The organism is Asanoa sp. NPDC049475 (genome assembly GCF_040676915.1).
GTDB lineage: Bacteria > Actinomycetota > Actinomycetes > Mycobacteriales > Micromonosporaceae > Asanoa.
Window position 1 is genome coordinate 148,603 of record NZ_JBFAPY010000003.1, and the last position, 23,354, is coordinate 171,956.

Below are 23,354 nucleotides of genomic sequence, written 5' to 3' on the forward strand. Positions count from 1 at the left end.
TCCTCAACCGGGTCACGAGTGGACCTGTCGACCGGACCATTGTGCTCCTAGCGTCGAGTCGTGACCATCTCCAAAGGGACCGCCGTGGCCCTGTCCGTGCTCGGCATGACGCTGGTCGGCAGCTCGGTGGCCGTGAGCGAGCTCCTCCTCGACTATCCGACGCTGACCGCTCAGGCCATCCGCTACACCGCCGCCGCGGCCGTGCTCTTCCTGATCGCCCACCGGTTCCCGCGTCTCGGCGGCGCGCGGCCCGGTGTCCGTCCGACGGCCCGCGAGCTCGGCATCCTGCTCGTGGTCGCGGCGACCGGCATGGCGGGCTTCAACGCGTGCATCATGCTCGCCCTCCACCACGACACCGAGCCGGCCGTGGTCGGCACCGTCATCGGCGCCGCGCCGCTCGGGTTGGCTCTGCTCGGGCCGCTCGTCGCCCGCCGGCGGGGCCGGCCCAGCGCGCGGCTCGTCGCGGCCGCCGTGGTCGTGGTCGCCGGCACCGCGCTCGTCGAGGGCACCGGCCGGGCCAGCGGGATCGGCCTGCTCGCCGCCGCCGGCGCGCTGGTCGGCGAGATCCTGTTCTCCCTGCTCGCGGCCGTGGTCCTGCCCAGGCTCGGCGCGGTGCGGGTGGCCGCGTACAGCTGCGCCCTTGCCGTTCCTTTGCTGTTCGGCGGTGCGCTGGTGGCCGGGGAGACCGCCACCTGGCGGCTTCCGACCCCGGTCGAGGCCGGCGCCCTGGTCTACCTGGCGTTGCTGATGACGGTCACGGCGTTCGTCGTCTGGTTCATCGGCCTGGAGCGCCTCGGCATCGAGCAGGCCGGCATCCTGGTCGGCCTGATGCCGGTCGCCACGCTGGCCACCGCTGCCGTGATGGCGACGGCTCTGCCCGGGGTCGGTCCCGCACTCGGCGTGCTGACGGTCGCGGTCGGGCTGGCCTTCGGCCTCACGGGCCGGTCGCAGCCCACCGTCCGGCCAGATCAGGAGCGCTCGGCCGCCTTGACGGTCTCGGCGTAGCGCAGGGCCGCCGCGCGAAGCTCGGCCTCGGGGTCCTCGCCCGCGGCTCGGGCGGCGGCGACCAGCCGGAGCAGGCGGGAGCCGAGGTCGTCGCCCTCGGGCAGCGCGACGTCGATGCCGGCCCGCTCGGCCCGCTGCATGAACTTGGCGGCCAGCGCGAGCGCGGGCTGGGCCAGCGCGACCCCGTCCAGCACCGAGTCCCGGGACTTCTCGGCCTTCTTGATCTGCTCCCAGTTGTCGATGATCTCGTCGACCGAGCCGACCTCGGTGCCCGCGAAGACGTGCGGGTTGCGCCGGATCATCTTGTCCACCAGGCCGGCGGCGACGTCGTCGACCGTCCAGCGGCGCCCCTCGGGCAGCTCCTCGGCCAGCCGGGCGTGCAGGACCACCTGGAGCAGCACGTCGCCGAGCTCTTCGCGCAGGCCCGTGAGGTCCTCGGCCTCGATCGCGTCGTAGGCCTCGTAGGCCTCTTCCAGCATGAACTGGGCCAGCGAGCGGTGGGTCTGCGCCCGCTTCCACGGGTCGCCGCCGGGTGAGTAGAGGCGGTCCATCACGGCGACGGCGTCCAGCAGCCGGGCGCCGGCCGGGTCCCAGGAGCCGTAGGTCACCTCGAGCTCGGCCAGGCCGGGCTGCCGTGCCAGGCGTACGCCCAGCTCACGGGCCAGATCCGGGTCGCCGGTCGGCCCGGCCAGCCAGACCACGTCGCGGTCTCGGGCCTGCGCCAGCAGGGTGTCGACCGTCGGCGGAACGACGGTCACGTCCCCGCCGGCCTCCCGCACCGCATCCGTCAGCGGGCTCTCGGCGGCGGCCAGCACGGGCTGCGCGCGCACGGCGTCCCAGGCGGCCGCGGTCAACAGGCCGGCCGGGAGGCGCGGCGAGGTGACCAGCAGGAGGATGCGGGGCACTTCAGGCTTACGCGCGGTCGCTGACCGTGTCGCTGCCGACCAGGTACGGCAGGTCGTAGAAGACCGCACCGCCCTGGGAGGAGACCACCAGCGGGGCGGACAGCGGCAGGTAGCGCGGGTTGACCGTGGTGTCGTTGGCGGACGCCGCCTTCTCCAGCATGCCGGTGAGCTGGTACGCGGCCGACACGAACTCGCCGCCGCCGAAGGCCTGCTTGATCTGCGCCAGGTCGAAGCCCGCCTCGATCGCCTTGACCTTGACCAGCGCCGCGTAGACGCCCTGGAGCTGCTCGTCGGTCACGGCCGGCACCGAGGTGCCCATCTTGGCGAAGATGCCCTGCGACAGGTTGACCCACTCGGTGTAGTCCACCGCGTACTGGCTCGTCGCCGGGACGCCGAGCTCGCCGGCCACCTGGTCGGCGGTGACCGCGTTGACCGGCTGCACGCCCTGCTCCGACGCGACCTGACGGCCGAGGGCCAGCGTGACCTCGAGGTCGACGACCTGCTGGCGGCTGACCGCCGGGCCGGGCACCTTGGTCGGCTCGGCGGCAGGCTGCTCCTGCGCTGCCGGCGTCGCCGAGGCACCCGCGCCCGCACCGTCGAAGATCTGCGTCACCTGGTTCTCGGTGACCTTCCGGTCGCCGATGTAGGCGGCGACGGACGGCTCGGAGCGGCAGGCCGCCAGGCCACCCAGACCGAGGGCGGCGACGACCACGATCGACGCGATGCGGCGAGCACGAAGCATGGTCGACACTCTCTCACGAGTCGCCGTCAGCTCGATTGTCACCCCAGGACGTCCTTGACCAGTTGCTCGCACCATTGCAGCAGGGCCTGGTCGCGCAGCGGCTCCCCGCCGACCCGGCGCGTGGTCGGGCGCGGGACGCTGACCTGGTCGGTCGCCGCCTTGTAGACCGCGTCCGGGTAGTAGCGCTTGAGCCGCAGCTGCCGCGAGTCGGGCAACGGCATCGGCGAGAACCGCAGGTGGCGGCCTTGCACCGAGACGTCGGTGATCCCCTGCGCGCGCATCACCAGGCGGAACCGGGCGATGGCCACGAGGTTGCGGACCGGCTCCGGCGGCTCGCCGTAGCGGTCGGTCAGCTCGGCGACGATCTCGTCGAGCTTCTCGGCGTTGCGGGCCTCGGCCAGCTTGCGGTACATCTCCAGCCGCAGCCGCTCGACCGCGATGTAGTCGTGCGGCAGGTTGGCGTCGACCGGCAGATCGATCTTGAAGTCGAAGTCCTCCTCGGGCTTCTCGCCCTTGAACGCCGACACGGCCTCGCCGACCATCCGCACGTAGAGGTCGAACCCGACGCCCTCGATGTGCCCGGACTGCTCGCCACCGAGCAGGTTGCCGGCGCCGCGGATCTCCAGGTCCTTCATGGCCACGTACATGCCGGCGCCGAGCTCCGTGTGCTGGGCGATGGTGGCCAGCCGCTCGTGCGCGTGCTCGGTCAGCGGCTTGTCCGGCGGGTAGAGGAAGTAGGCGTACGCCCGCTCCCGGCCCCGGCCGACCCGACCGCGGATCTGGTGCAGCTGGGCCAGACCGAGCAGGTCGGCCCGCTCCACGATCAGCGTGTTGGCGTTCGGGATGTCGATGCCGGACTCGACGATCGTGGTGCAGACCAGGACGTCATATTCCTTTTCCCAGAACCCGACCATGACCTTCTCCAGGGCGTCCTCGCCCATCTGGCCGTGCGCCACCGCGATGCGCGCCTCGGGCACCAGCTCACGCAGCCGGCGCGCCGCCCGGTCGATCGACTCGACCCGGTTGTGCAGGTAGAAGACCTGCCCGTCCCGCAGCAGCTCGCGGTGGATGGTCGCGGCGACCTGGCGGTCGTCCTGCGCGCCCACGAAGGTCAGCACCGGGTGCCGCTCCTCGGGCGGGGTGGCGATCGTCGACATCTCGCGGATGCCGGTGATGGCCATTTCGAGGGTACGAGGGATCGGCGTCGCCGACATCGTCAGCACGTCGACCGAGGTGCGCAGCGACTTGAGCCGCTCCTTGTGCTCGACGCCGAACCGCTGCTCCTCGTCGACCACGATCATGCCGAGGTTCTTGAACCGGGTCGCCGACTGCAGCAGCCGGTGCGTGCCGATCACGATGTCGGCCGTGCCGGAGGCGGCCATGTCGAGCGTCTGCTCGGCCTCCTTGGGCGTCTGGAACCGGGAGAGCTGCCGGATCTCGACCGGGAACTGGTTCATCCGCTCGGAGAACGTGTTGTAGTGCTGCTGTGCCAACAGGGTCGTCGGCACGAGCACGGCGACCTGCTTGCCGTCCTGCACCGCCTTGAAGGCCGCGCGTACCGCGATCTCGGTCTTGCCGTAACCGACGTCGCCACAGATCAGCCGGTCCATCGGGATCGCCTGCTCCATGTCGTGCTTGACCTCGTCGATCGCCGACAGCTGGTCGGGCGTCTCGGTCCACGGGAAGGCGTCTTCGAGCTCGCGCTGCCAGGGCGTGTCCGGGCCGAACGAGTGCCCCTTGGACGCCTTGCGGGCCGCGTACAACTGGATCAGTTGGGCCGCGATCTCCCGGACGGCCTTGCGCGCCCTGGTCTTGGCCTTCTGCCAGTCGGTGCCGCCCATCTTGTGCAGCGCCGGCGTCTCCCCGCCGACGTAGCGCGAGAGCTGGTCGAGCTGGTCGGTCGGCACGTACAACCGGTCGCCGGGCTGTCCTCGCTTCGACGCCGCGTATTCGATCACCAGGTATTCGCGGCTCGCGCCGTTGACCACGCGCTGCACGAGCTCGACGTACTTGCCGATGCCGTGCTGCTCGTGCACGACGAAGTCGCCGTTGCGCAACTCCAGCGGGTCGATCGTGTTGCGCCGACGGCTGGGCATCTTGCGCATGTCGCGGGTCGTCGCGCCGCGCCCGCCGGTCACGTCGTTGCCGGTCAGCACGACCAGCTTGGACGCCTCGTCGACGAACCCGTGGTTGAGCCCGCCGCAGGTGACGAGGACGTCGCCGCTCTTCGGTGGTGCGTCGATGCTCTCGGTGAGCACGGCGCCGAGCCCGGCGTCGCGCATGACCTCGACGGCCCGCTGGGCCGGCCCGTGGCCCTCGAAGACGAGCGCGACGGCCCAGCCGGCAGCCCGCCACTCCTCGACGTCCTTGACAACGCGGGCGGTCTCACCGTGGTAGAGCGTGGTCGGCTGGGCGGACAGCGCGATCGCGTCGCCGGCGTCCGGGGTGACCGTCACCGCCTCGACCGGGTCCTCCCACGGCTGCGGCTCGGCCTCGACGACGCTCTCGACGAGGCCGAACGGCGAGACGGACCACCAGGGCTGACGCAGCTCGGCGGCGGCGTGGCGCACCTCGGCCAACGTCTTGAACGCGGCGGCCCCGAGGTCGATCGGCGCCTGCCCACCGACGGCGGCCGCGGCCCAGGAGGCCTGGAGGAACTCGTCGCTGGTGCGCACGAGGTCGTGCGCCCGGGTGCGGATGCGCTCGGGGTCGCAGAGCAGGACGTGCGTGTCCTTGGGCATGCAGTGCACGAGAAGCTCGAGCTCGTCGGCCCCGACCAGCGCAGGCGCCAGCGACTCCATGCCCTCGACCGGGATGCCCTCGGCCAGCTTGTCGAGGATCTCGAGGAGCTCGGGATGTTTCTCGCTGAGTTGTCGGGCTTTGCGCTTGACGTCGTCGGTCAGCAGCAGCTCGCGACAAGGCGGCGCGAACAATGTCTCGACTTTGTCGATGGTCCGCTGGTCGGCGACGGCGAAGGTGCGGATCTCCTCGACCTGGTCACCCCAGAACTCGACCCGGGAGGGGTGCTCGTCGGTGGGCGGAAAGACGTCGAGAATCCCACCGCGTACGGCGAACTCGCCGCGCTTGGTGACCAGGTCGACCCGCGCGTACGCCATGTCGTTGAGCCGGTGCGCGACCTCGTCGAGATCGGCGTCCTCTCCGGCCCGGAGCTCGACCGGCTCGAGGTCACCAAGGCGCTTGAGCTGGGGCTGGAGCATGCTGCGGACGGGGGCGACGACCACCTTGACGGGGTTGCCCTCGGGATGGGCCAGCCTTCTGAGCACGGCGAGCCGCCGCCCGACGGTGTCGGAGCGGGGAGAGAGCCGCTCGTGGGGCAACGTCTCCCAGGCGGGGTAGCTGACGACCTGGTCCTCAGGGAGCAGGCTGCCGAGCGCGGCGACGAGATCGTCGGCCTCACGGGAGGTGGCGGTGACGGCGAGCACGGGCCGATCGGCGCCGTGACTCTCGGCCGCGACAGCGGCGACAACGAAGGGCCGGAGCGCGGCGGGCGCGGTGAGATCGAGCCCGTCAGCGTCGGGAAACCCGGCCCGGGCAAGATCGCGCGCACGGGCCAACCCCGCGTCACCCAGGGCCGCGGCCAGCAGACCATGAAGCATGGATGATCCTTTCGGGCACGCAGAACGTCCCCCCGACCGACCAGGACGGGGGGTGCGACGTGCTGGTCAAGCGTACGCCCGACGTACGACAACCCGCCTCGGCGTTCTCCGAGGGATAGAACGACGTGGGTGCCCGTTTTGTTCCACTCGGGCGGACGAGCGGACCTCAGTAGCGGACTGAGATCCGGCGGGTCGCGGCGTCGATTGTCACCTCGCCGCCGTACGGGAGGATTTGTTGCGGGTCAGTGTGGCCTATGTCGAGGTCCAGGACGACCAGCGCCTCCGGAGCGTATTCGCCTGCCGCACGCAGCACCGCCGCCCGCTGGTCCTCCGCATACGCACGCTTGGCGTCCGGGGCCAGCCGGTTGAGGCGGTCCCAGCACTTGGCCCGCCCGACCAGGATCGCTGGGACGTTGGTCAGCCAGCCGCGTTCGCCCAGGTTGCGGAGCATGTAATAGACCTCGATCGCCGGCGGCATGTCTTCCGAGGTCTCCATGAAGAAGACCGCGTCCGCGGGCGGGGGCGCGACCACGTCGGAGGCGAGCAGCCAGGTCAGGACCTCGATGTTGCCGCCCCACAGCCGGCCGGTCACCGAGGCGCTCGGGCCGTGCCAGCGCCACCCGGGCGAGGCGAACATCGCCTGCTCGGCGTTCGCATAGTCGGGCGTGTGCCAGTCGACCGGCTCGTCCGTGTAGTCCGGCGACGGGGTCAGGTCGAACCAGCCAGGGCGGAACAACGCCGCTTCCAGGGAGTCGTGGGTCAGCGGGTGCATCGCGCCCGCGCGGCCCAGCTGCACCAGGACCGAGGCACCGTGGTAGCCCACGATGCCGAGGCCGCTGAGGTAGTTGAGCAGCGTGGTGTTGTCGGAGTAGCCGAAGAACGGCTTCGGGTGCGCACGGAGGGCCGCGGGGTCCAGATGGCGCAGAATCCGCAGTTGATCGTCGCCGCCGATCGTGGCCACGACCGCGTCGATGGTCGGGTCCGTGAAGGCCGCCATGACGTCGCGGGCGCGGTCGGCCGGGGACGCTCCGAGGACCCTGGTGGTGGGAAATTCCACCGGCTCGAGCTTGAAATCCTCGCGCATGCGGCGGAGGCCGAGCTCGAACACCTCGGGAAAGATCGCTGGGAGGCCGGCAGACGGGGAGATCACCGCGACGCGCGAACCAGGCCGAGGTTTGGTTGGGTACTCCATGCAGGAAGGCTAGTCACCAGCGCAAACAGGATTAACCGCCCAGGAAGCAACGGCCACACCGCCCGCCGGTCCAGTTGGCGCAGGTAGCATCATCATGCACGGGACAGCGCTGTCCGCCCCGCACCGCCGTAAGGAGCGCACCCGTGTCCGACCCCACTGTGCCGACCACTCCTGACGATCCCGATGCCGCCCTGCGGGCCGACATCCGCCGGCTCGGCACCCTGCTCGGCCACACGCTGGCCCGTCAGGAAGGGCGTCCGCTGCTCGACCTCGTCGAGGAGATCCGCGCGCTGGTCCGCAGCGACGCCGAGGCGGCCGCGACCCGGCTCTCGTCGATGGACGTCACCACCGGCACCAAGCTCGCCCGGGCCTTCTCCACCTACTTCCACCTCGCCAACATCACCGAGCAGGTGCACCGCGCCCGCGAGCTGCGGCGGAGGCGGGCGACTGCCGGCGGCTGGCTGGACCAGGCGGCCAAGTTGATCGCCGAGCGGGGCGTACCCGCCGACGAGATCGCCGCGGCCGGTCGACGGCTCGCCGTGCGGCCGGTCTTCACCGCGCACCCGACCGAGGCCGCCCGTCGGTCCATCCTGTCGAAGCTGCGGGCGGTCGCCGACGAGCTCGACGCCGAGGCCGCCGAGAGCGTGCTCTACGGCGCCCCGCCGCACGCCGACGACCGGCGCCTCGCCGAGCTGCTCGACCTGCTCTGGCAGACCGACGAGCTGCGCCTCGACCGGCCCGACCCGACCGACGAGGCGCGCAACGCGATCTACTACCTGCGCGACCTCTACGCCGACGCCGCGCCGCAGGTGCTCGACGACCTCGCCGACACGCTGCGCCGGCTGGGCATCGAGACCTCGCCGACCGCGCGTCCGCTGACCTTCGGCACCTGGATCGGTGGCGACCGCGACGGCAACCCGTTCGTCACCCCGAAGGTCACCCGCGACGTGCTGCTCATCCAGTACGAGCACGGCATCCAGGCCACCGAGCAGGCTCTCGACGACCTGATCAACGAGGTCTCGGTGTCCCGGCGGCTGCGCGGGGTGTCCCTCGACCTGTCCGCGAGCCTGGCCCGTGACCTCGACAACCTGCCCGAGGTCGCCGAGCGCTTCCGCCGGGTCAACGCCGAGGAGCCGTACCGGCTGAAGGCTCGTTGTGTGAAGGCCAAGCTGGCCAACACCCGGCTGCGGCTGGCCCGGGGCACCGCCCACGTGCCGGGGCGCGACTACCGCGGCACCGTCGACCTGATCGCCGACCTCGAGCTGATGCGCGCCTCGCTCGCCCGCAACGCCGGCCAGCTCACGGCCGTCGGCAAGCTGGCCAGCGCCATCCGCACGGTGTCCTCGTTCGGGCTGCACCTGGCCACGATGGACATCCGCGAGCACGCCGAGGCCCACCACGCGGTGCTGGCCCAGCTCTACGGCCACGTCGGCGAGGTCACCGACTACCGCAGCCTGCCGCGCGACGAGCGCACCAAGCTGCTCGCCACGGAGCTGTCCGGGCGTCGTCCGCTGGCCGGCGTCGGCACCGCGCTCTCCGATTCAGCGCGCAAGACGTTCGACGTGTTCACCGCGATCCGCGAGGCCCAGGACCGGTTCGGTCCCGAGGTCATCGAGTCGTACATCATCTCGATGACCCTCGGCGTCGACGACGTGCTCGCCGCGGCCGTGCTGGCCCGGGAAGCCGGCCTGGTCGACGTGCACAACAACCGCGCCGACGTCGGTTTCGTGCCGCTGCTGGAGACGCCCGCCGAGCTCACCGCCGGCGGCGAGATCCTCGACGAGCTGCTGTCGCTGCCGGCCTACCGGGCGCTGGTGCGGGCGCGCGGTGACGTGCAGGAGGTCATGCTCGGCTACTCCGACTCCAACAAGGAAGCCGGCATCACCACCTCGCAGTGGTCGATCCACCGGGCCCAGCGCGCGCTTCGCGATGTCGCTGCCCGGCATGGCGTACGCCTGACGCTCTTCCACGGTCGCGGCGGCACCGTCGGCCGTGGCGGTGGCCCGACCCACGAGGCGATCCTGGCGCAGCCCTACGGCACGCTGGACGGCTCGATCAAGGTCACGGAGCAGGGTGAAGTCATTTCGGATAAATACACCTTGCCGGCTTTGGCCCGGGAGAACCTCGAGCTGACCGTGGCGGCGGTGCTCCAGGCGACGTTGCTGCACACCGAGCCGCGCCAGCCGCTGGAGATGCTGTCCAAGTGGGACGACTCGATGGATGTCGTGTCCGCGGCGGCCTTCTCCGCGTACCGCGGCCTGGTCGAAGATCCTGATCTGCCCGACTATTTCTGGGCCTCGACCCCGACCGAGCTGCTCGGCGCGCTCAACATCGGCTCCCGTCCGGCCAAGCGGCCCAACGCCAACGCCGGGCTCGGCGGGCTGCGGGCGATCCCGTGGGTGTTCGGCTGGACCCAGTCACGGCAGATCGTGCCGGGTTGGTTCGGCGTCGGTTCGGGCCTCCAGGCGGCGCGGGCGGCCGGTCTCGCGCCGGTGCTCGAGGAGATGCACAACGAGTGGCACTTCTTCCGGACGTTCCTGTCCAACGTGGAGATGATGCTGACGAAGACCGACCTGTCCATCTCGCGGCGCTACGTCGACACGCTGGTCCCGGAGCCGCTGCGGCGGATCTTCGAGGTCATCGAGCAGGAGTACGAGCTGACGAAGCGCGAGGTCCTGGCGATCACCGGTTCCCCGGCGCTGCTGGAGAACAACGCGGTGCTCCAGCGCACGTTGGCGGTCCGGGACACCTATCTGGAGCCGCTGCACCACCTTCAGGTCGCGCTGCTGCGCCAGTACCGGGACTCGGGTGCGGCCGGGCGCGCGGTGGCCACGGCTCCGGGCGGGCGGCGGGGTCCGGGCGACGGCCAGGCGTTGGAGCGGGCGCTGCTGACCACGGTCAACGGCATCGCGGCGGGCATGCGCAACACGGGTTGATAGAAATCTGTCGCACCCTGCTGCGACCATCGATGCATGACGGCGGTTGACGCGCTGCGCGGAGCGGGAGCGTGGCCTCGGGTACGCCCGTGGTTGCGCTACCTGATCCTCGGGCTGTGGGTGGTCTGGGCCGCGGCGGCGTGGTGGACAGCGCCTCGGCAGTCCACGGTCGAACGGGCGATCGCCGACGCGGAGGCCGGCCGCGTCGTCGCGCACCAGAGCGTCGCGTCGTTCGGTGACGCCAACCGGGCGTCGCTGTGGTTCACGCCGGTCGGGCTCTCGTCCGGCGGGCCGCAGGAGGGCGTGTTCAGCGAGATCCTCGTCTGGCGCACCGGTTTCGGGCGGGTGCACTACGCGCAGGTGCAGCGCTACGAGGTCGAGAACGGCGGCCTGATCGAGGGCACGTCGGCCGAGGCGAAGCGGCTGGCAGCGGTGCTGCCTGAGGAGAGCACACCGCTCCTCTCCTTCGCGCCGGTGCTGGCCACCGTGATCGTGCTGCTCAGCCTGGCGATCCTGATCCAGGGGCCGGCGCCGGGTCTGGGCACCCGGTGGTTCTGGTTCTTCCTCGGCGGGTTGCCGTTCGGGCTCGGTGTGCTCCTCTGGCTGCGGGCCGAGCGCCCGTGGACCGAGCCCGAGCCGCCCGCGCCCGACAAGAAGACCGGCCAGCCGAAGCGGTACTCGGGGCTGACCGGTCTAGGTCTCATGATCCTCGGCGGGATCGGTCTCTCCATCGTGGTCGCTTTGTCGCGCTCCCTACCTGAGTGGCTCGTGCCGAGCGCGCTCCCCTAGCTGGTGCCCGGCGACGGCCAGCCAGTGGAGCGGGCGCTGCGGACCGCGGTCAACGGCCTCGCGGCCGGGATGCCCAACACCGGCTGAGCGCTCGGCGCGGGCGCGGTCACACATCGATTCGACAACCTGGCCGGTGCGGTCCGAAACGGACCGTCGTCACTGGCGCACGCACTTCGCCCGCGCCGTGGTCGACGGGTTGGCGGAACTACGCCATTGGTCGAGGCCGCTCCGGTGCCGCAGGAACATCCATAATGGCTCGGAAGCGATCGGGGGCGGTCGTTAGGAACGGTCCCACCGAATTGACGTACGCGAGCGAGGAAACAACCGATGTCCGAGGGACCCCGTTCCGTTCCCCCGTCCACCCCCGCCGTCCCGCCTCCGGCGGGTTACTGGGCAGCTGGCCAGGTGCCGGCCGGACGACCGCAGCCGCAGACTCCACAGCCTGGGCCGTCGGCCCACCCACAGGGTCCAGCGCCAATGGCGCCACACGGGCAGTTCCCGCCGCACGACCCGCAAGCGCAGTTCGGGTCGCACGTGCCGTACGGGCCTCCCGCGGTTGTCCCGCCGGCGGGCCCGAAGTCGAAGCGCGGGCTCTGGATTCTGCTCGGCTCGGTACTGGCGGTCGTGTTGCTGATCACGGGAACGCTGTTCGGGCTCAGGAGCTATTTCCAAGGTCAGCAGGCCGAGCGAGCCGCCGCGTACGCTGCCAGGGAAGACGAGCGCAACCCCATCAAGCGGGCAGAGATCGACGCCCTGCTGGCGGGACTGACCAAGGCGCTCAAGGACCGTGACGAGAAGGCGTTCCTGGCGGCCTACGACCCGGCGCAGAAGAAGCTGGTGAGCCAGCAGACCACGCTGTTCCGCAACCTGGTCAAAGTGCCCTTCGCTGAGGCCACCTTCATGCGATACGGAGGAGGCTCGGACTTCAAGCCGCTCGGCACCGGAGCCAGCGTCGAACAGCCTGTGGCGTTCGTGCACAAGCTCGACGGGTATGACCTGCACCCGGTGAGCGAAGAATACAGATGGACCATCGTCCGGACCGAAAAGGGCGCCCCGATCAAGGTCACGGCGGCGAAGGGGATCACCTCTGACGACTCGTTCGTCAGTTACTATCCCGCGCCCTGGGACAAGTGGCGCAACATCCACGTCGAGCGGACCAAGCACACGCTGTTCATCGTCGACGCGTCGTTGAAGGCCCAGGCCCGGCGGTACGCCCCGGAGGCCGAACGGGCCGCGGTGGCGAACCTCGCCGCTTGGCGGGCCGGCGGCGTGTCCGGCGCGATCCCGCAGGGTTTCGTCATCTCCTTGGTGAAGGGCAGAAAGGATCTGGGTTCGCTCTACCGGGAGTCCAAGGAGGTGCCGCCGGAGGCGGGGTTCTCCCTGGCGTTGTCGACTTTCGAGGACCCCAACGCACTGGTCGACGACGATACGAATCCCCAGGTCGGGGGCAGTCGCGTGGTGGTCGACCTGGGCAGCCCCTTCTTCAGGCCGAGTGAGCCCGACGGGCCTGGGCTGCTCTTTCGGCACGAGCTGGGACATTCTTTGGCGGCCGCGCTCACCTTCCAGAAGCCGTCGGAGTTCGCTAGCCGGTCATCATGGCTGATAGAGGGATTCGCCGAATACCTCGCGTACGAGCGGCGGCCCTGGACGGTGAGTGGCCGCACCCCGGCGGTCAAGCAGTCCCTGCGCGACGGCTACGCGTTGCGGCTGCAGGACGATTTCGACTTGAGCAACCCGGAGAGTTCCAACCTCGACTACTGGGCCGGCCATTCGGCGGTCGGCTACATGGCCGAGAAATACGGGGAGCAGAAGACCTTCGAGGTGGTCGCGGAGCATTACCGGGGGAAGGAGGTCGGGGACGCGCTACAACAGGTGCTCGGTGTCTCGGACAAAGACTTCAACGAGGCCTGGAAGAGTTACGTCCTCGCCAAGATTCGCTGATTCCCACCGGAAGTGGTGGTGGCCGGCGAGAGATATCTCGCCGGCCCCTCCCCTACATCTAGCTGGTCTCGCCGGTGACCGAGAACGAGCTCAGTTTGCGGATGGCCAGCACCAGGAAGCCGATCGTCACCACGATGCTCATCACGACCGCGACCGTGAACGACACGTTGCCGTTCAGGAACGGTGAGCCGGAGGCCTTGTCTGCGATGGCCAGCGAATACTGCTGCACCGACAGCACCCGGGTGCCGCTGACCAGGTTCGACAGGAGGCCTTCCCAGATGATCACGTAGACGAGGCCCAGCAGCACCGGGCGCCGGGAGATCAGGCTGAGCGCTACGAAGATCGTCGAATAGAGCACCGCGCCGACCGTGGAGCCGACGATCAGACCGAGTCCCAGCCGCGGGCCGGAGGCCAGCGCGCCGACGATGTAGAACGGGACCGCCGCGGTGGCGGCCGTGACCGCGATCGACACGAGCAGCTTCGGCACGATGATCCGCCAGCGGGCCAGCGGCTTCGAGAGGATGTGCGTGATCGTGCCGTCGTCGATCTCCGCGCCGAGCACGCCCGTGCCGACGATCAACGCGACGATCGGCAGCAGCGTCGTGAAGCCCATCGCGACGATGACCGGCTGGGTCCACTCCTCCGGGCCGACTCCTTCGAGCCGAGGGATGAGCGCGACCCCGATCATCAGGATCGGCAGGGGCAGGAGCAGCAGGAACCGGCGCCGGCCGAGCAGGCCGCGCGTGGTGATCCAGGCGACCGTGGACATCAGGCCTCCACCAGGTAAGAGAAGACGCTTTCGAGAGACTCGTCGGAGGGCAGCAGCCGGCGCACCCGGATGCCTTCCTTGAGCGCGATCCGGGGCAGCGCCCGGGTGAAACTGCCGTAGTCGCCGGCCCGCACCGTGAGCCCGTCGCGGGTCAGGTCGACGCCGTTGACCGACGGCTGGTGCATGAGCGCCACCGCCAGTCGCCGGTCGTCGGTCGACTGCACCGCGAACACGTGCGGCCGGTTGGTCATCAGCCGGCGGATCGTGCGGAAATCGCCGGACGCCGCGAGCCGGCCGGAGACCATGACCTGCACGGTGCCGGAGAGCTGCTCGACCTCTTCGAGGATGTGCGAGCTGAACAGGATCGTCCGGCCGGCCTGGCCGAGGCGGTGCAGCAGATCCATCATGTGCATCCGCTGCCGCGGGTCCATGCCGTTGAAGGGCTCGTCGAGCAGCAGCACGTCGGGTTCGTGCACCAGCGCCGCCGCGACCCGGGTGCGCTGTCGCATGCCCTTGGAGTAGGTGCCGATCCGGCGGTCCTGGAACTCGCCCATCTCGACCAGGTCGAGCGCCCGCGTGGCCGCCGCGGCCGGGTCGGGCAGCCCGTGCAGCTTGGCGCTGACGAGCACGAACTCGTGAGCGGTGAGGTACGCGTGGACCGACTCGCGCTCGCTGACCAGGCCGATCTTGCGGTAGACCTCGGGGTTGCGCCAGGTCGGCTCGCCGTCGACGGTCAGCGTGCCGCGCGAGGGTGCCAGGAAGCCGGCCATCATGTGCAGGAGCGTCGTCTTGCCGGCGCCGTTCGGGCCGAGCAGGCCGGTCACCCCGGGGCCGAGCGTCATGGTCACGTCGTTGACGGCGACCACGTTGCCGTACCAGCGGGACACGCCCGTGACGTCGAGGGTCATGACTGCGACACCTTCCGGTAGCGGGCGATCAGGAGCGTCACGCACAGTGCGATGAGGCCGAGCGCGACCGCGGCGTACAACGGCCCGAAGGAACCGATGCCGAGCTCCTCGCTCGAGCTCGACGGATCGAACAGCCAGTCACCGACGCCGCCGACGAGGCTCGCCGGGTTGAATAGCTGGGCGAGCTGGTGCGCCGTCTCGGACGGCAGGATGTAGAACATCGCCACGATCGGTGCGGTGATCAGGAACGAGCCGACGATCGCCGCCGCCGCGACCGCGCGCCGCTTGAGCAGTGACGCGACCAGGATCGCGATGCTGCCGAAGACGACCGCGTAGAGCGCCGTGTAGACCACGCCGAGGCCCGCGTCGGCCAGCTCGTTCATCACGTTGCCGAAACCCTTGACCGAGAACGCGGCCCCGATGAAGACCAGCACCTGGCCGCCGCCCCAGACGAGCACGATCGCGGTGACCAGGGCCGACAGCTTGGCCAGCGCGTAGTCGGCCGGGCGCAGCGGCCGGGAGAAGTAGAGCGGGAGCACACCGCTGTGCAGGTCACGGGAGACGAGCTCCGGCGCCGCGATCGCCACGAACAGCACCATCAGGGTGCTCAGCACCTGCGGCAGCTCCGAGTACTTCAGGACGACCTCGCCGGTCTGCGCCCGGATCGCCATGATGACGATGCCGACGATCGCGACCACGCCGACGATCAGCCAGGGGAAGATCTTCGCCTTGAAGCTGCGACCCAGCCCGAACACGGAACGCAGGCTCTGCGTGTAGAGCGCCAGGAACACGTCGCCGCGCCCGAGCCGCTCGCCCTCGTACCGCTGGTATCCGATGTCGTGGATGACACCCGCGGGGCTAGACATGCGCGGCCTCCCGGTCGGCGAAGAGCTCGGCCACCCGGTGGCGGCGCTGGTCGAGGCGGTGCAACGGCAGGTCGAGATCGGCCACCGCGGTCAGGATCCGGTCATAGGTCAGATCGTCTTCCAGGGGTACGAGCAGCGCGTGGCCGTCGCGGGTGACCGGCAGCCGCATCTCCAGCAGCCGCTGCTCGAGGTCCGTGTCGCCCTCGCTGACCTCGACGACCAGCACGTCGGTCGACGTGGTCATCGCGGAGACGTTGTCGGACCGCAGCAGCTTGCCGCCGTCGATCGCGATCAGGTGGTCGCAGATCCGCTCGACCTCGCCGAGCAGGTGCGAGCAGACCACCACGGAGATGCCGAACTCGGTGCCGATCCGCTGCACGAGCGCGAGCATCGCGTCGCGGCCCGCCGGGTCGAGGCCGTTGGTCGGCTCGTCGAGCAACAGGAGATCGGGATCGTGTACGAGCGCCTGGGCGAGCTTCACCCGCTGCTTCATGCCGGTCGAGTAGCCGCCGACCTGGCGGTAGCGCTCCTCGTAGAGACCGACGTGCCGGAGCGCCTCCGACGCGCGCTCACGGGCGGTGGTCTTCGGCAGCCCGCTCATCCGGCCGAGGTGCGTGACCAGTTCGGCGGCGCTGAGGTCGGGCGGCAGGCTGTCGTTCTCGGGCATGTAGCCGACCTTCGCGCGGACCCCCATGGGGTCGACGGTGGGGTCGAGCCCGAGCACCCGCACCCGGCCGGACGTGGGCGGCAGCAGCCCGAGCAGGATCTTGATCAAGGTCGACTTGCCCGCGCCGTTGGCGCCGACGAGCCCGATGATCCCCGGCTCGACGCTGACCGTGAGGTCGGACAGCGCGGTGACCCGGCCGCCGTACGTCTTGGTGAGCGACTCGGTCGCGATGAGTGTCACGCGGCTCAGCGTATGACCCAGCGTCACCTTCGTGGATCCGGCGCACCCCCGATCGTCGCCTTAGTTCTCCCTGAGACGCCTCCTAAGGGATAGGTGGGTCCGACTCGACCCCTCGGGTGGTGGGCTGAGACACTTGGGCGCGGATTGACCGAGGGGGTTGGTTTGAGCGAGCGCGGGTGGCTGATGCCCGACGAGATGCTGCGCGACGCGCCGGCATACAACCCTCGGCCGGGCGAACTCGCCGACCTGGAGCTGCTGCTCAGTGGTGCTTACGCGCCGTTGACCGGTTTCCTCGGCCGGGCCGACCTGACTTCCCTCCAGCGGCGCGGCCGGCTCGCCGACGGGACCCCGTGGCCGCTGCCGGTGACCCTGGAGGTCCCCGAGTCGCTGGCCCTCGGCCTCGTCCTGGAGGACCCGACCCGACGCTCGGTGGTGCTCACCGACCAGGAGGGCGCCCCGATCGCGGCGATCGAGGTCGACGACGCGTGGCCGACGCGCGAGGGCCGCTACGGGGTCGGCGGCGTGGTCCGGCAGATCGGCGACGGGCGGCACGGCCCGTTCCAGCGGCTGCGCCGGACGCCGGGAGAGGTACGCGAGCTGCTCCCGCCCGGCCGGGTGCTCGGCGTGGTCGCCGACCGCCCGCTGCACCGGCCGCAGTTGGCGCAGATCGCGCACGCCGCGCGTACCCTGGCCGCCCATGTCTTGATCTTGATCCCGGTCGGCGACGCGGGTCCGGGTGGCCTTTCGCCGGAGGTGCTGGTCCGCACGGTGTTCGCCGCGCGTGACCGGATGCCGCCCGCCACGCTGGTCGCGGTGCCCCTGGTCCGCCGGGGCGACGAGATCCGCGACGCGCTGCTGCGGGCGCGGGTGGCCGCGGCCTACGGCGTCACCCATCTGCTCTCGACGGGCGACATGCTCTCGGGCGGCGGGCCGCGGGTGCTGGTGCCGCGCGAGCTGGCCTACGACAACCGCGACGGCCAGTGGCGCTGGCGCGACGACATCCCGCCCCGCAACCGCCGGCTGGCGTTGTCGAACGAGGAGATCGACGACCTGCTCGACCGGGGCTTCCCGCTGCCGGAGTGGCACACCCCGCCGGCGGTGGCGAAGGAACTGGCCCGGGCGCGCCCGCCACGCCGCCAGCGCGGCCTGGTGGTGTTCCTGACGGGTCTGTCGGGTTCCGGGAAGTCGACGGTCGCGCGGGGCATCGCCGACCACCTGCGCGAGACCGGCGACCGCACCGTGACGCTGCTCGACGGCGACGTGGTGCGCCGGGAGCTGTCGGCGGGGCTGGGCTTCAGCAAGGAAGACCGCGACCTCAACATCCGCCGGATCGGCTGGGTGGCGGCCGAGGTGGCCCGGCATCGCGGGATGGCGATCTGCTGCCCGATCGCGCCGTATGCCGAGGCACGTCGCACGGCCCGCGAGATGGCCACGCTGGCGGGGGCCGGGTTCGTGCTGGTGCACGTGGCTACGCCGCTGGAGGTTTGCGAGCAACGGGACCGCAAGGGCTTGTACGCCAAGGCGCGAGCGGGCCTGATCAAGGGCATGACGGGAATCGACGACCCGTACGAGACCCCGCGCGACGCCGAGCTCACGATCGACACGAGCACGCTCAGCGTCGACGAGGCGGTCGCGACAGTCCTGGACTACCTGACCGAGACGGGCTGGGTCGAGCCCAAGCACTGAGCCGCCTCAGCCAAGGGTAAACTCGGCGACCAAGTCGACGAGGGTCCCGACCACGGCCGGAAACTCGGGGCGCGGCGGCTCGGGGCAACCGGGCAACTCGACCGGGGCGGGGAAGATGCGAAGCAGTGCGTCGACCGTGCGTCGCTGATGTGTCGGGTTCTCCGGGACCGAGGGCAGGACGGCGACGGGCGTGCCGATCGTGGCCAGTTCCTCGTCACGCAGGCCACGCAGCGTCTGACCCGCCAGCAGGTCGTCGACGATCCGCGCCGCGGCGCCGAGTGCGGTGAGACCTCGGCGGGTGCGCGCGTCCACCTCCGCGTCCCCGCGACCAAGGTGACCGGCCGGTCGGGCAGCGCGGCAGCGAGGTGGTCGGCCTCGGCCGTCCAGCTCGGTGGCCGCATCGCCCGGTCGGGCGCCAGCACCTCGATGCCGCGCCGCTCGAGGCCGGCCACGATCCCGGGTTGCCGCCAGAACCTGTCCGCGTCCATGTCGTCGTCCCACAGCCCGCCGTGGATCAGGACGACCGTGCTCACGAGGTGGGGGCCAAGCCGGCGAAGGCGATGCGGAGGATCTCGTCTGCCTGGGCCGGTGAGGGTGGGCGGGTGTGCAGCAGCGCGCGGTAGTAGATCGGGCCGTAGAGCAGTTCCACCACGTCGTCGAGGTCCGCGTCGGCGCGGATCTGGCCTTGCTCCCGGGCCACTCGCAGTCGTTCCCGCGCGGCGTTGACTCGCGGCTTGACCAGGCCGTCCAGGAAGGACTTGGCCAGTTCCGGGTCGTCCTGCGCCGCTCCTATCAGGCTCAGGTACGGCGCGAAGTCGGGGCTCGACAGGATCGACGCCACGCCGGCCATCTGGGTGCGTAGGTCCGCCAGCAGGTCGCCGGTGTTCGGGAAGTCCGTTGCCGAGCCGGCCAGCTCGTTGATGCCCTCCTCGACCACCGCGGCTTTGGACGGCCACCAGCGGTAGATCGTCTGCTTGCCGACGCCCGCTCGCTTGGCGATCTCCTCGACCGTCGTGCGGGCCAGGCCCTGCTCTCGGCACAGGGCGAGGGCCGCCTCGACGATCGCTTGGCGCGACCGCTCGTTGCGGCGGTCCAGGTTCGGGCTCATGCGTCGAACGATAGCAAGAGACGAGACGGTCCGTCTTGACGGATGGGCGAACCGGAGCCTAGCGTCGAAACATAGCGAGACGATACGTCTCGTCGCGGCTCGCCCAACAACGGCGCCGCACCACACCGAACGAAAGGACTCGCCCATGAGCGAGGCAGCGATCCGCCGCACCGCCGGCACCTTCGGCATCCTGGCCAGCCTGTTCATCGTCGTGCAGGTGCCGCTCTACTTCCTCTACGAGACACCGCCCGATTGGGACATCCTGACCCGCAGCCTGGTCGGGATCACCGGCTGCACGCTCTACCTGGTGTTCTTCGCCGGGCTGCGGCAGCTGATCCGCACGGTCGACCCCCGCGCGGAGTGGCTGGCGAGCCTCGTCCAGATCGCCGGCACACTCTGGGTCGTCATGGTCTTCGTGACGCAGTCGATGGAGGCCGGCGCGGCCATCTCCGTCGACCACGACATCGACACGACCACCACCGGCCCGTTCGCCCCGGCGCAGTACCTGATGCAGGGCGGGATCTCCCGGCTCCTGGTGGCGCTGTTGCTGATCTCGCTGGGCATCGCGGTGGGCCGGCTGCGGTTCCTGCCGTCGTGGGTGGGCCGCTCGGCGTACGTCCTCGCCGTGATCAACCTGGCCTTCGTGCCGGCGGTGTTCTTCGGTGACGACGCCGCCGACTTCTACAGCGCGCAGGGTTGGGGCACCACCGCCAGCATGGGCGCGCTCTGGAGCCTGTGGACACTCGCGGTCAGCATCAGCACCCTGCGCAGCGCCCGCGACGCGGAGGCGGCGACGCGGCACGCGAGCCACCCGGAAGTGCCGGCCTACGCCTGACGAACACCCGCCGACGTGCCCGGGTTCGAGGGGGACCCGGGCACGCGGCCGTCCGCACCCGAGTCGCGCTGAGATGCGCGACCCGGACGGCTCGAAGTACCACCGCCGCCGCTAGAAACCGCGAACCGCTTGACATCAGCACCCGTGAGCAGCATATTAAACCTATGAGTTGATTAACCGAGTGGTTGAGGAAGGCGGCAGCGGTGGACCGGTTGAGCGAGGTGTTCAGCGCTCTCGCTGACCCCACGCGGCGGGCGATATTGGCTCGGCTCGCGGAGGGCGAGGCGACGGTCAACGAGATCGCGGAGCCGTTCCCCATCAGCCTTCAGGCCGTGTCCAAGCACCTGAAGGTGCTCGAGCGGGCCGGGCTCATCACGCGAGGCAAAGAGGCGCAGTGGCGGCCGTGCCGGTTGGACGCCGCGCCGTTGCGAGGTGTCGCCGAATGGGTGACGGAATACCGGCGCTTCTGGGAGGAGCGCTACGACGAGCTGGGCACGTATCTGACGAAGATCCAGAAGGAGAACTGAGATGCCCCAGAACCTGACCGTGACCACACCGTCCGACCTCGAAGTCAAGATGGTGCGCGTGTTCGACGCGCCGCAGGCGCTGGTCTTCGAGGCGCACTCGTCGTGCGAGCACGTCAAGCACTGGTGGGGGCGCGGCAATCCGCTCGACTGCGAGATGGACTTCCGGGTCGGCGGCGCCTGGCGCTTCGTCGAGCACGCTCCCGACGGCGACTGGGCGTTCCGGGGTGAGTACCGGGACATCGAGGCGCCGAACCGGATCGTGCAGACCTTCGAGTTCGAGGGCATGCCCGGCCAGATCTGCGTCGAGACGCTGGAGCTCACCGAGGAGGGCGGCAAGACGACCGTCACCAGCGTCACGCGCTTCGACACCAAGGAAGAGCGCGACGGCATGATCGAGTCCGGGATGTCCGAGGGCGCCGGCCAGTCCTACGACGCGCTGGCGGCGTACCTCGCGAAGCTGTCGTGAAGCAACGGGTGCCCCCGCGAAAGGGGGCACCCGTCACTCCAGGTCCACCTGGAAGTTCTGGTCGAGACCGAGCCGGCGGTACGCGGCCAGGCCGTCGGCGGTGCGCGTCACGCGCGAGTCCTTTCCACTCTGGTCGGCCGGCGTGTCGAAGTAGACCATCGCCTTGAGCCGCGGGAAGAGCGAGATCTGTTTGGCCACCGAGTCGAACACCTCGGCCTGGTGGTCGCGGTCCTGCGACGAGTACCAGACACCCCACTCGGCCAGCATGAACGGCTTGGTCGGATGCCGCTGTGCCGCGTAGTTGTAGAAGCCCGGCCAGTTCGGCGCGGTGCTCGACGTGCGGTTCATCAGCTCGCTGAAGTCGCCGTAGCCGTGCTCGCCGGGCACGCTGTGCGCGTAGACGTCCCAGCCCAGCCAGTCGACCACGTCGTCACCGGGATACAGATCCTCCCACCACGACTGCGTCAGCCACGGGATGTACGCCATGTGCACCATCACCGTCACCAGGTTGGTCACGCCCTGCGCCCGGATGCGGTTGACGACGTACCGGAACATGTTGCGGTAGTCGGTCGCCGTGTAACCGGAGCCGCTGTTGGCTCGGACGTCGTTCTCCGGCTCGTGGTGCACGGTGAAGAAGAACGGCTCGGTGAAGTTGTCGCGGATGTGCTCGGCCAGCCGGTCCAGATAGTTGTCGGTGTCCTCGTCCCCCCGGGCGATCTGCCCCCAGCTCGCGCCGGTCGGCTTCCAGTTGAGGAAGAGCAGGCGCGGCTTGGCCGGGTCGCGGGCGATCCGCATCTCCATCGAGGTCGGGAAGATCTCCGTGCCGCGGTGGTAGGCGTGGTAGATCGCCTGCGTGCGCCCGGTGTCCGACTCGAAGTCGACCAGCGCCTCGTCACGTGGCTGGTCGGTGTGCGCACCAGGTGCGACACCCCAGAGAACACCACAGGTGGGTACGAGCTTCGCCCCCAACGTGCAGCGCGGATCACCCGGGGTGGTGGTGGGAGTCGGCGCCGGCGTGGTCGGCCCGGCGGTCGGTGACGCGGTCGGGCTCGCGGTCGGACCAGGTGTCGTCGGGTCGGTGGTCGGAGTCGGCGTCGTGGTCGGAGTCGGGTTCGTAGTCGGAGTCGGGTTCGTAGTCGGAGTCGGGTTCGTAGTCGGAGTCGGGTTCGCGGTCGGAGTCGGGTCGTCCGTCGGCGTCGGGTCGTCGGTGGGTGTCGGATCGTCCGTCGGGTCCGGCAGGCCGGGCAGGTCCGGCAGGTCCGGCAGGTCCGGCAACGGCGGCAGGCTCGGCCGCGGGAACGACGGCACACCGGGCACGTCGTCGGGATCCGGCACGCCTGGCGCGCCGCCCACACCCGGAATCCCGGGCGCTCCGCCGCCTCCGGGAATCCCCGGCGCCCCGCCGGCCCACGGGAACACGGCGTCCTGCCACGACACCCGCAGCGTCGGCTCGATGCGGCCCTGTGCCGGGCGCACGTCGTCGGCGTCGAAGAAATCGGCCAGCCCACCGCCGGGCGCGGTCACCGCGAACGCGTACGTTCCCCGGCCCTTGATCGCCTTGGAGACGTCGAACCGGACCGACCTGTCGGAGCGTCCGGGCCGGGCCGCGGCGATCACCGAGCCCAGGCGCGGCGCGGTGCGCCGGTCCAGCCGGTCCTCCAGCCACGAGGTCGCGGGCACCTGGCTGAGCTCGATCAGCGGTGGCAGCGCGCCGGCCCGCCGGGTCAGCGTGAGCTCGGCGGCGGCCGGCTTGCGCTTGGCCCGCTGGCTCGTCACGTCGAACTTGAGGTAGGTGACCGCGGCGCCGCCACCGATGCCCCCGGCCACCAGCTGGAGCCGGCCGCTGTTCGGCCCGTCAGCCACGGTCGTGGTGTAGCCGTCAGCGCTCGCGGCCAGGCGAAGGTCAGGGTTGGACCCGAGGGCTCCGCCGACGACGCCCAGCAGGATGGCGAAGCCGGTAAGGCCGGCCGCGATCGCGGTCCGGACGCCAAGTGGTCTGACCATCAGGTTCCCTCCATCGTGACGCCTGCTTACCGGCGTGGCTGATGGTGCACACGTCCGACTTTATCCAAAATCAGCTACTTAGGAGCATTAGCGGTTTTTATGAGTGACTGACTCATACGCCCTATGTACTATTTCGTCCCCCGACGGGCGA

The 23,354-nt window shown here is 70.4% G+C and carries 19 protein-coding genes; 8 read left to right on the top strand and 11 right to left on the bottom strand.

The window, feature by feature from the left end:
* Positions 1-60: 60 nt before the first annotated feature.
* Complete coding sequence (locus tag AB0J88_RS11795) at positions 61-1,005, top strand: DMT family transporter (RefSeq protein ID WP_364345816.1); 945 nt, start codon at positions 61-63, stop codon at positions 1,003-1,005.
* On the opposite strand, the gene AB0J88_RS11800 is transcribed toward AB0J88_RS11795, so the two are convergent.
* The 4 genes from AB0J88_RS11800 to AB0J88_RS11815 form a co-directional block, all read right to left on the bottom strand.
* Complete coding sequence (locus AB0J88_RS11800) at positions 969-1,910, bottom strand: MazG family protein (protein ID WP_364345814.1); 942 nt, start codon at positions 1,908-1,910, stop codon at positions 969-971. The genes AB0J88_RS11795 and AB0J88_RS11800 overlap by 37 nt on opposite strands.
* A gap of 7 nt (positions 1,911-1,917) precedes the next feature.
* A complete protein-coding gene (locus AB0J88_RS11805) occupies positions 1,918-2,652 on the bottom strand; it encodes a hypothetical protein (protein ID WP_364345812.1) in 735 nt (244 codons plus the stop codon).
* A gap of 38 nt (positions 2,653-2,690) precedes the next feature.
* On the bottom strand, positions 2,691-6,269 hold the full coding sequence (gene mfd / locus AB0J88_RS11810) for a transcription-repair coupling factor (protein WP_364345810.1): 3,579 nt from the start codon (positions 6,267-6,269) through the stop codon (positions 2,691-2,693).
* Between the two features lie 166 nt (positions 6,270-6,435).
* Complete coding sequence (locus AB0J88_RS11815; protein ID WP_364345808.1) at positions 6,436-7,461, bottom strand: S66 peptidase family protein; 1,026 nt, start codon at positions 7,459-7,461, stop codon at positions 6,436-6,438.
* A gap of 158 nt (positions 7,462-7,619) precedes the next feature.
* Between AB0J88_RS11815 and ppc the strand changes: the two genes are divergently transcribed.
* The 3 genes from ppc to AB0J88_RS11830 all read left to right on the top strand — a co-directional run bounded on the left by ppc (position 7,620) and on the right by AB0J88_RS11830 (position 13,127).
* Positions 7,620-10,397 carry a phosphoenolpyruvate carboxylase gene (gene ppc, locus AB0J88_RS11820; protein ID WP_364346131.1) on the top strand — a complete coding sequence of 926 codons (2,778 nt, stop codon included), beginning with the start codon at positions 7,620-7,622 and terminating at the stop codon, positions 10,395-10,397.
* A gap of 36 nt (positions 10,398-10,433) precedes the next feature.
* Positions 10,434-11,186 carry a hypothetical protein gene (locus AB0J88_RS11825; protein WP_364345806.1) on the top strand — a complete coding sequence of 251 codons (753 nt, stop codon included), beginning with the start codon at positions 10,434-10,436 and terminating at the stop codon, positions 11,184-11,186.
* A 477-nt stretch (positions 11,187-11,663) separates the two neighbouring features.
* The gene (locus AB0J88_RS11830) at positions 11,664-13,127 is read left to right on the top strand and encodes a hypothetical protein (RefSeq protein ID WP_364345804.1); all 1,464 of its coding nucleotides are present in this window, start codon (positions 11,664-11,666) and stop codon (positions 13,125-13,127) included.
* 58 nt (positions 13,128-13,185) lie between these two features.
* On the opposite strand, the gene AB0J88_RS11835 is transcribed toward AB0J88_RS11830, so the two are convergent.
* The 4 genes from AB0J88_RS11835 to AB0J88_RS11850 are packed head-to-tail and all read right to left on the bottom strand — an operon-like array spanning position 13,186 to position 16,577.
* On the bottom strand, positions 13,186-13,896 hold the full coding sequence (locus AB0J88_RS11835; protein ID WP_364345802.1) for an ABC transporter permease subunit: 711 nt from the start codon (positions 13,894-13,896) through the stop codon (positions 13,186-13,188).
* A complete protein-coding gene (locus tag AB0J88_RS11840) occupies positions 13,896-14,804 on the bottom strand; it encodes an ABC transporter ATP-binding protein (RefSeq protein WP_364345800.1) in 909 nt (302 codons plus the stop codon). Before AB0J88_RS11840 ends, AB0J88_RS11835 begins: the two co-directional genes overlap by 1 nt.
* Complete coding sequence (locus AB0J88_RS11845) at positions 14,801-15,670, bottom strand: ABC transporter permease subunit (protein ID WP_364345798.1); 870 nt, start codon at positions 15,668-15,670, stop codon at positions 14,801-14,803. Before AB0J88_RS11845 ends, AB0J88_RS11840 begins: the two co-directional genes overlap by 4 nt.
* Entirely contained in the window at positions 15,663-16,577 is a 915-nt protein-coding gene (locus tag AB0J88_RS11850; RefSeq protein WP_364345796.1) for an ABC transporter ATP-binding protein, read from the bottom strand. The genes AB0J88_RS11845 and AB0J88_RS11850 overlap by 8 nt, the downstream gene beginning before the upstream one ends.
* A gap of 183 nt (positions 16,578-16,760) precedes the next feature.
* Here AB0J88_RS11850 and cysC point away from each other — a divergent pair, with 183 nt between their 5' ends.
* Positions 16,761-18,263 carry an adenylyl-sulfate kinase gene (gene cysC, locus AB0J88_RS11855; RefSeq protein ID WP_364346129.1) on the top strand — a complete coding sequence of 501 codons (1,503 nt, stop codon included), beginning with the start codon at positions 16,761-16,763 and terminating at the stop codon, positions 18,261-18,263.
* A gap of 6 nt (positions 18,264-18,269) precedes the next feature.
* Here cysC and AB0J88_RS11860 read toward each other — a convergent pair whose 3' ends face one another.
* Both AB0J88_RS11860 and AB0J88_RS11865 read right to left on the bottom strand, forming a co-directional pair.
* Positions 18,270-18,575 carry a hypothetical protein gene (locus tag AB0J88_RS11860; RefSeq protein WP_364345794.1) on the bottom strand — a complete coding sequence of 102 codons (306 nt, stop codon included), beginning with the start codon at positions 18,573-18,575 and terminating at the stop codon, positions 18,270-18,272.
* Positions 18,576-18,792: 217 nt separating this feature from the next.
* Positions 18,793-19,371: a TetR/AcrR family transcriptional regulator gene (locus tag AB0J88_RS11865; RefSeq protein WP_364345792.1), complete on the bottom strand. Its 579-nt coding sequence runs from the start codon at positions 19,369-19,371 to the stop codon at positions 18,793-18,795.
* 145 nt (positions 19,372-19,516) lie between these two features.
* Between AB0J88_RS11865 and AB0J88_RS11870 the strand changes: the two genes are divergently transcribed.
* From AB0J88_RS11870 to AB0J88_RS11880, 3 genes are all read left to right on the top strand, one after another.
* Entirely contained in the window at positions 19,517-20,206 is a 690-nt protein-coding gene (locus AB0J88_RS11870; RefSeq protein ID WP_364345790.1) for a hypothetical protein, read from the top strand.
* A gap of 203 nt (positions 20,207-20,409) precedes the next feature.
* The gene (locus tag AB0J88_RS11875) at positions 20,410-20,733 is read left to right on the top strand and encodes a metalloregulator ArsR/SmtB family transcription factor (RefSeq protein WP_364345788.1); all 324 of its coding nucleotides are present in this window, start codon (positions 20,410-20,412) and stop codon (positions 20,731-20,733) included.
* A gap of 1 nt (position 20,734) precedes the next feature.
* Complete coding sequence (locus AB0J88_RS11880) at positions 20,735-21,199, top strand: SRPBCC family protein (RefSeq protein WP_364345786.1); 465 nt, start codon at positions 20,735-20,737, stop codon at positions 21,197-21,199.
* Positions 21,200-21,232: 33 nt separating this feature from the next.
* Here AB0J88_RS11880 and AB0J88_RS11885 read toward each other — a convergent pair whose 3' ends face one another.
* A complete protein-coding gene (locus AB0J88_RS11885; RefSeq protein WP_364345784.1) occupies positions 21,233-23,203 on the bottom strand; it encodes a glycosyl hydrolase in 1,971 nt (656 codons plus the stop codon).
* Positions 23,204-23,354: the final 151 nt, after the last annotated feature.

Coding starts and splice junctions, on each gene's coding strand:
- AB0J88_RS11805 (WP_364345812.1), bottom strand. CDS start 2,652: ATGCTTCGTGCTCGCCGCATCGCGTCGATCGTGGTCGTCGCCGCCCTC.
- mfd (WP_364345810.1), bottom strand. CDS start 6,269: ATGCTTCATGGTCTGCTGGCCGCGGCCCTGGGTGACGCGGGGTTGGCC.
- AB0J88_RS11815 (WP_364345808.1), bottom strand. CDS start 7,461: ATGGAGTACCCAACCAAACCTCGGCCTGGTTCGCGCGTCGCGGTGATC.
- AB0J88_RS11825 (WP_364345806.1), top strand. CDS start 10,434: ATGACGGCGGTTGACGCGCTGCGCGGAGCGGGAGCGTGGCCTCGGGTA.
- AB0J88_RS11830 (WP_364345804.1), top strand. CDS start 11,664: ATGGCGCCACACGGGCAGTTCCCGCCGCACGACCCGCAAGCGCAGTTC.
- AB0J88_RS11835 (WP_364345802.1), bottom strand. CDS start 13,896: ATGTCCACGGTCGCCTGGATCACCACGCGCGGCCTGCTCGGCCGGCGC.
- AB0J88_RS11840 (WP_364345800.1), bottom strand. CDS start 14,804: ATGACCCTCGACGTCACGGGCGTGTCCCGCTGGTACGGCAACGTGGTC.
- AB0J88_RS11845 (WP_364345798.1), bottom strand. CDS start 15,670: ATGTCTAGCCCCGCGGGTGTCATCCACGACATCGGATACCAGCGGTAC.
- cysC (WP_364346129.1), top strand. CDS start 16,761: ATGCCCGACGAGATGCTGCGCGACGCGCCGGCATACAACCCTCGGCCG.
- AB0J88_RS11865 (WP_364345792.1), bottom strand. CDS start 19,371: ATGAGCCCGAACCTGGACCGCCGCAACGAGCGGTCGCGCCAAGCGATC.
- AB0J88_RS11870 (WP_364345790.1), top strand. CDS start 19,517: ATGAGCGAGGCAGCGATCCGCCGCACCGCCGGCACCTTCGGCATCCTG.
- AB0J88_RS11880 (WP_364345786.1), top strand. CDS start 20,735: ATGCCCCAGAACCTGACCGTGACCACACCGTCCGACCTCGAAGTCAAG.
- AB0J88_RS11885 (WP_364345784.1), bottom strand. CDS start 23,203: ATGGTCAGACCACTTGGCGTCCGGACCGCGATCGCGGCCGGCCTTACC.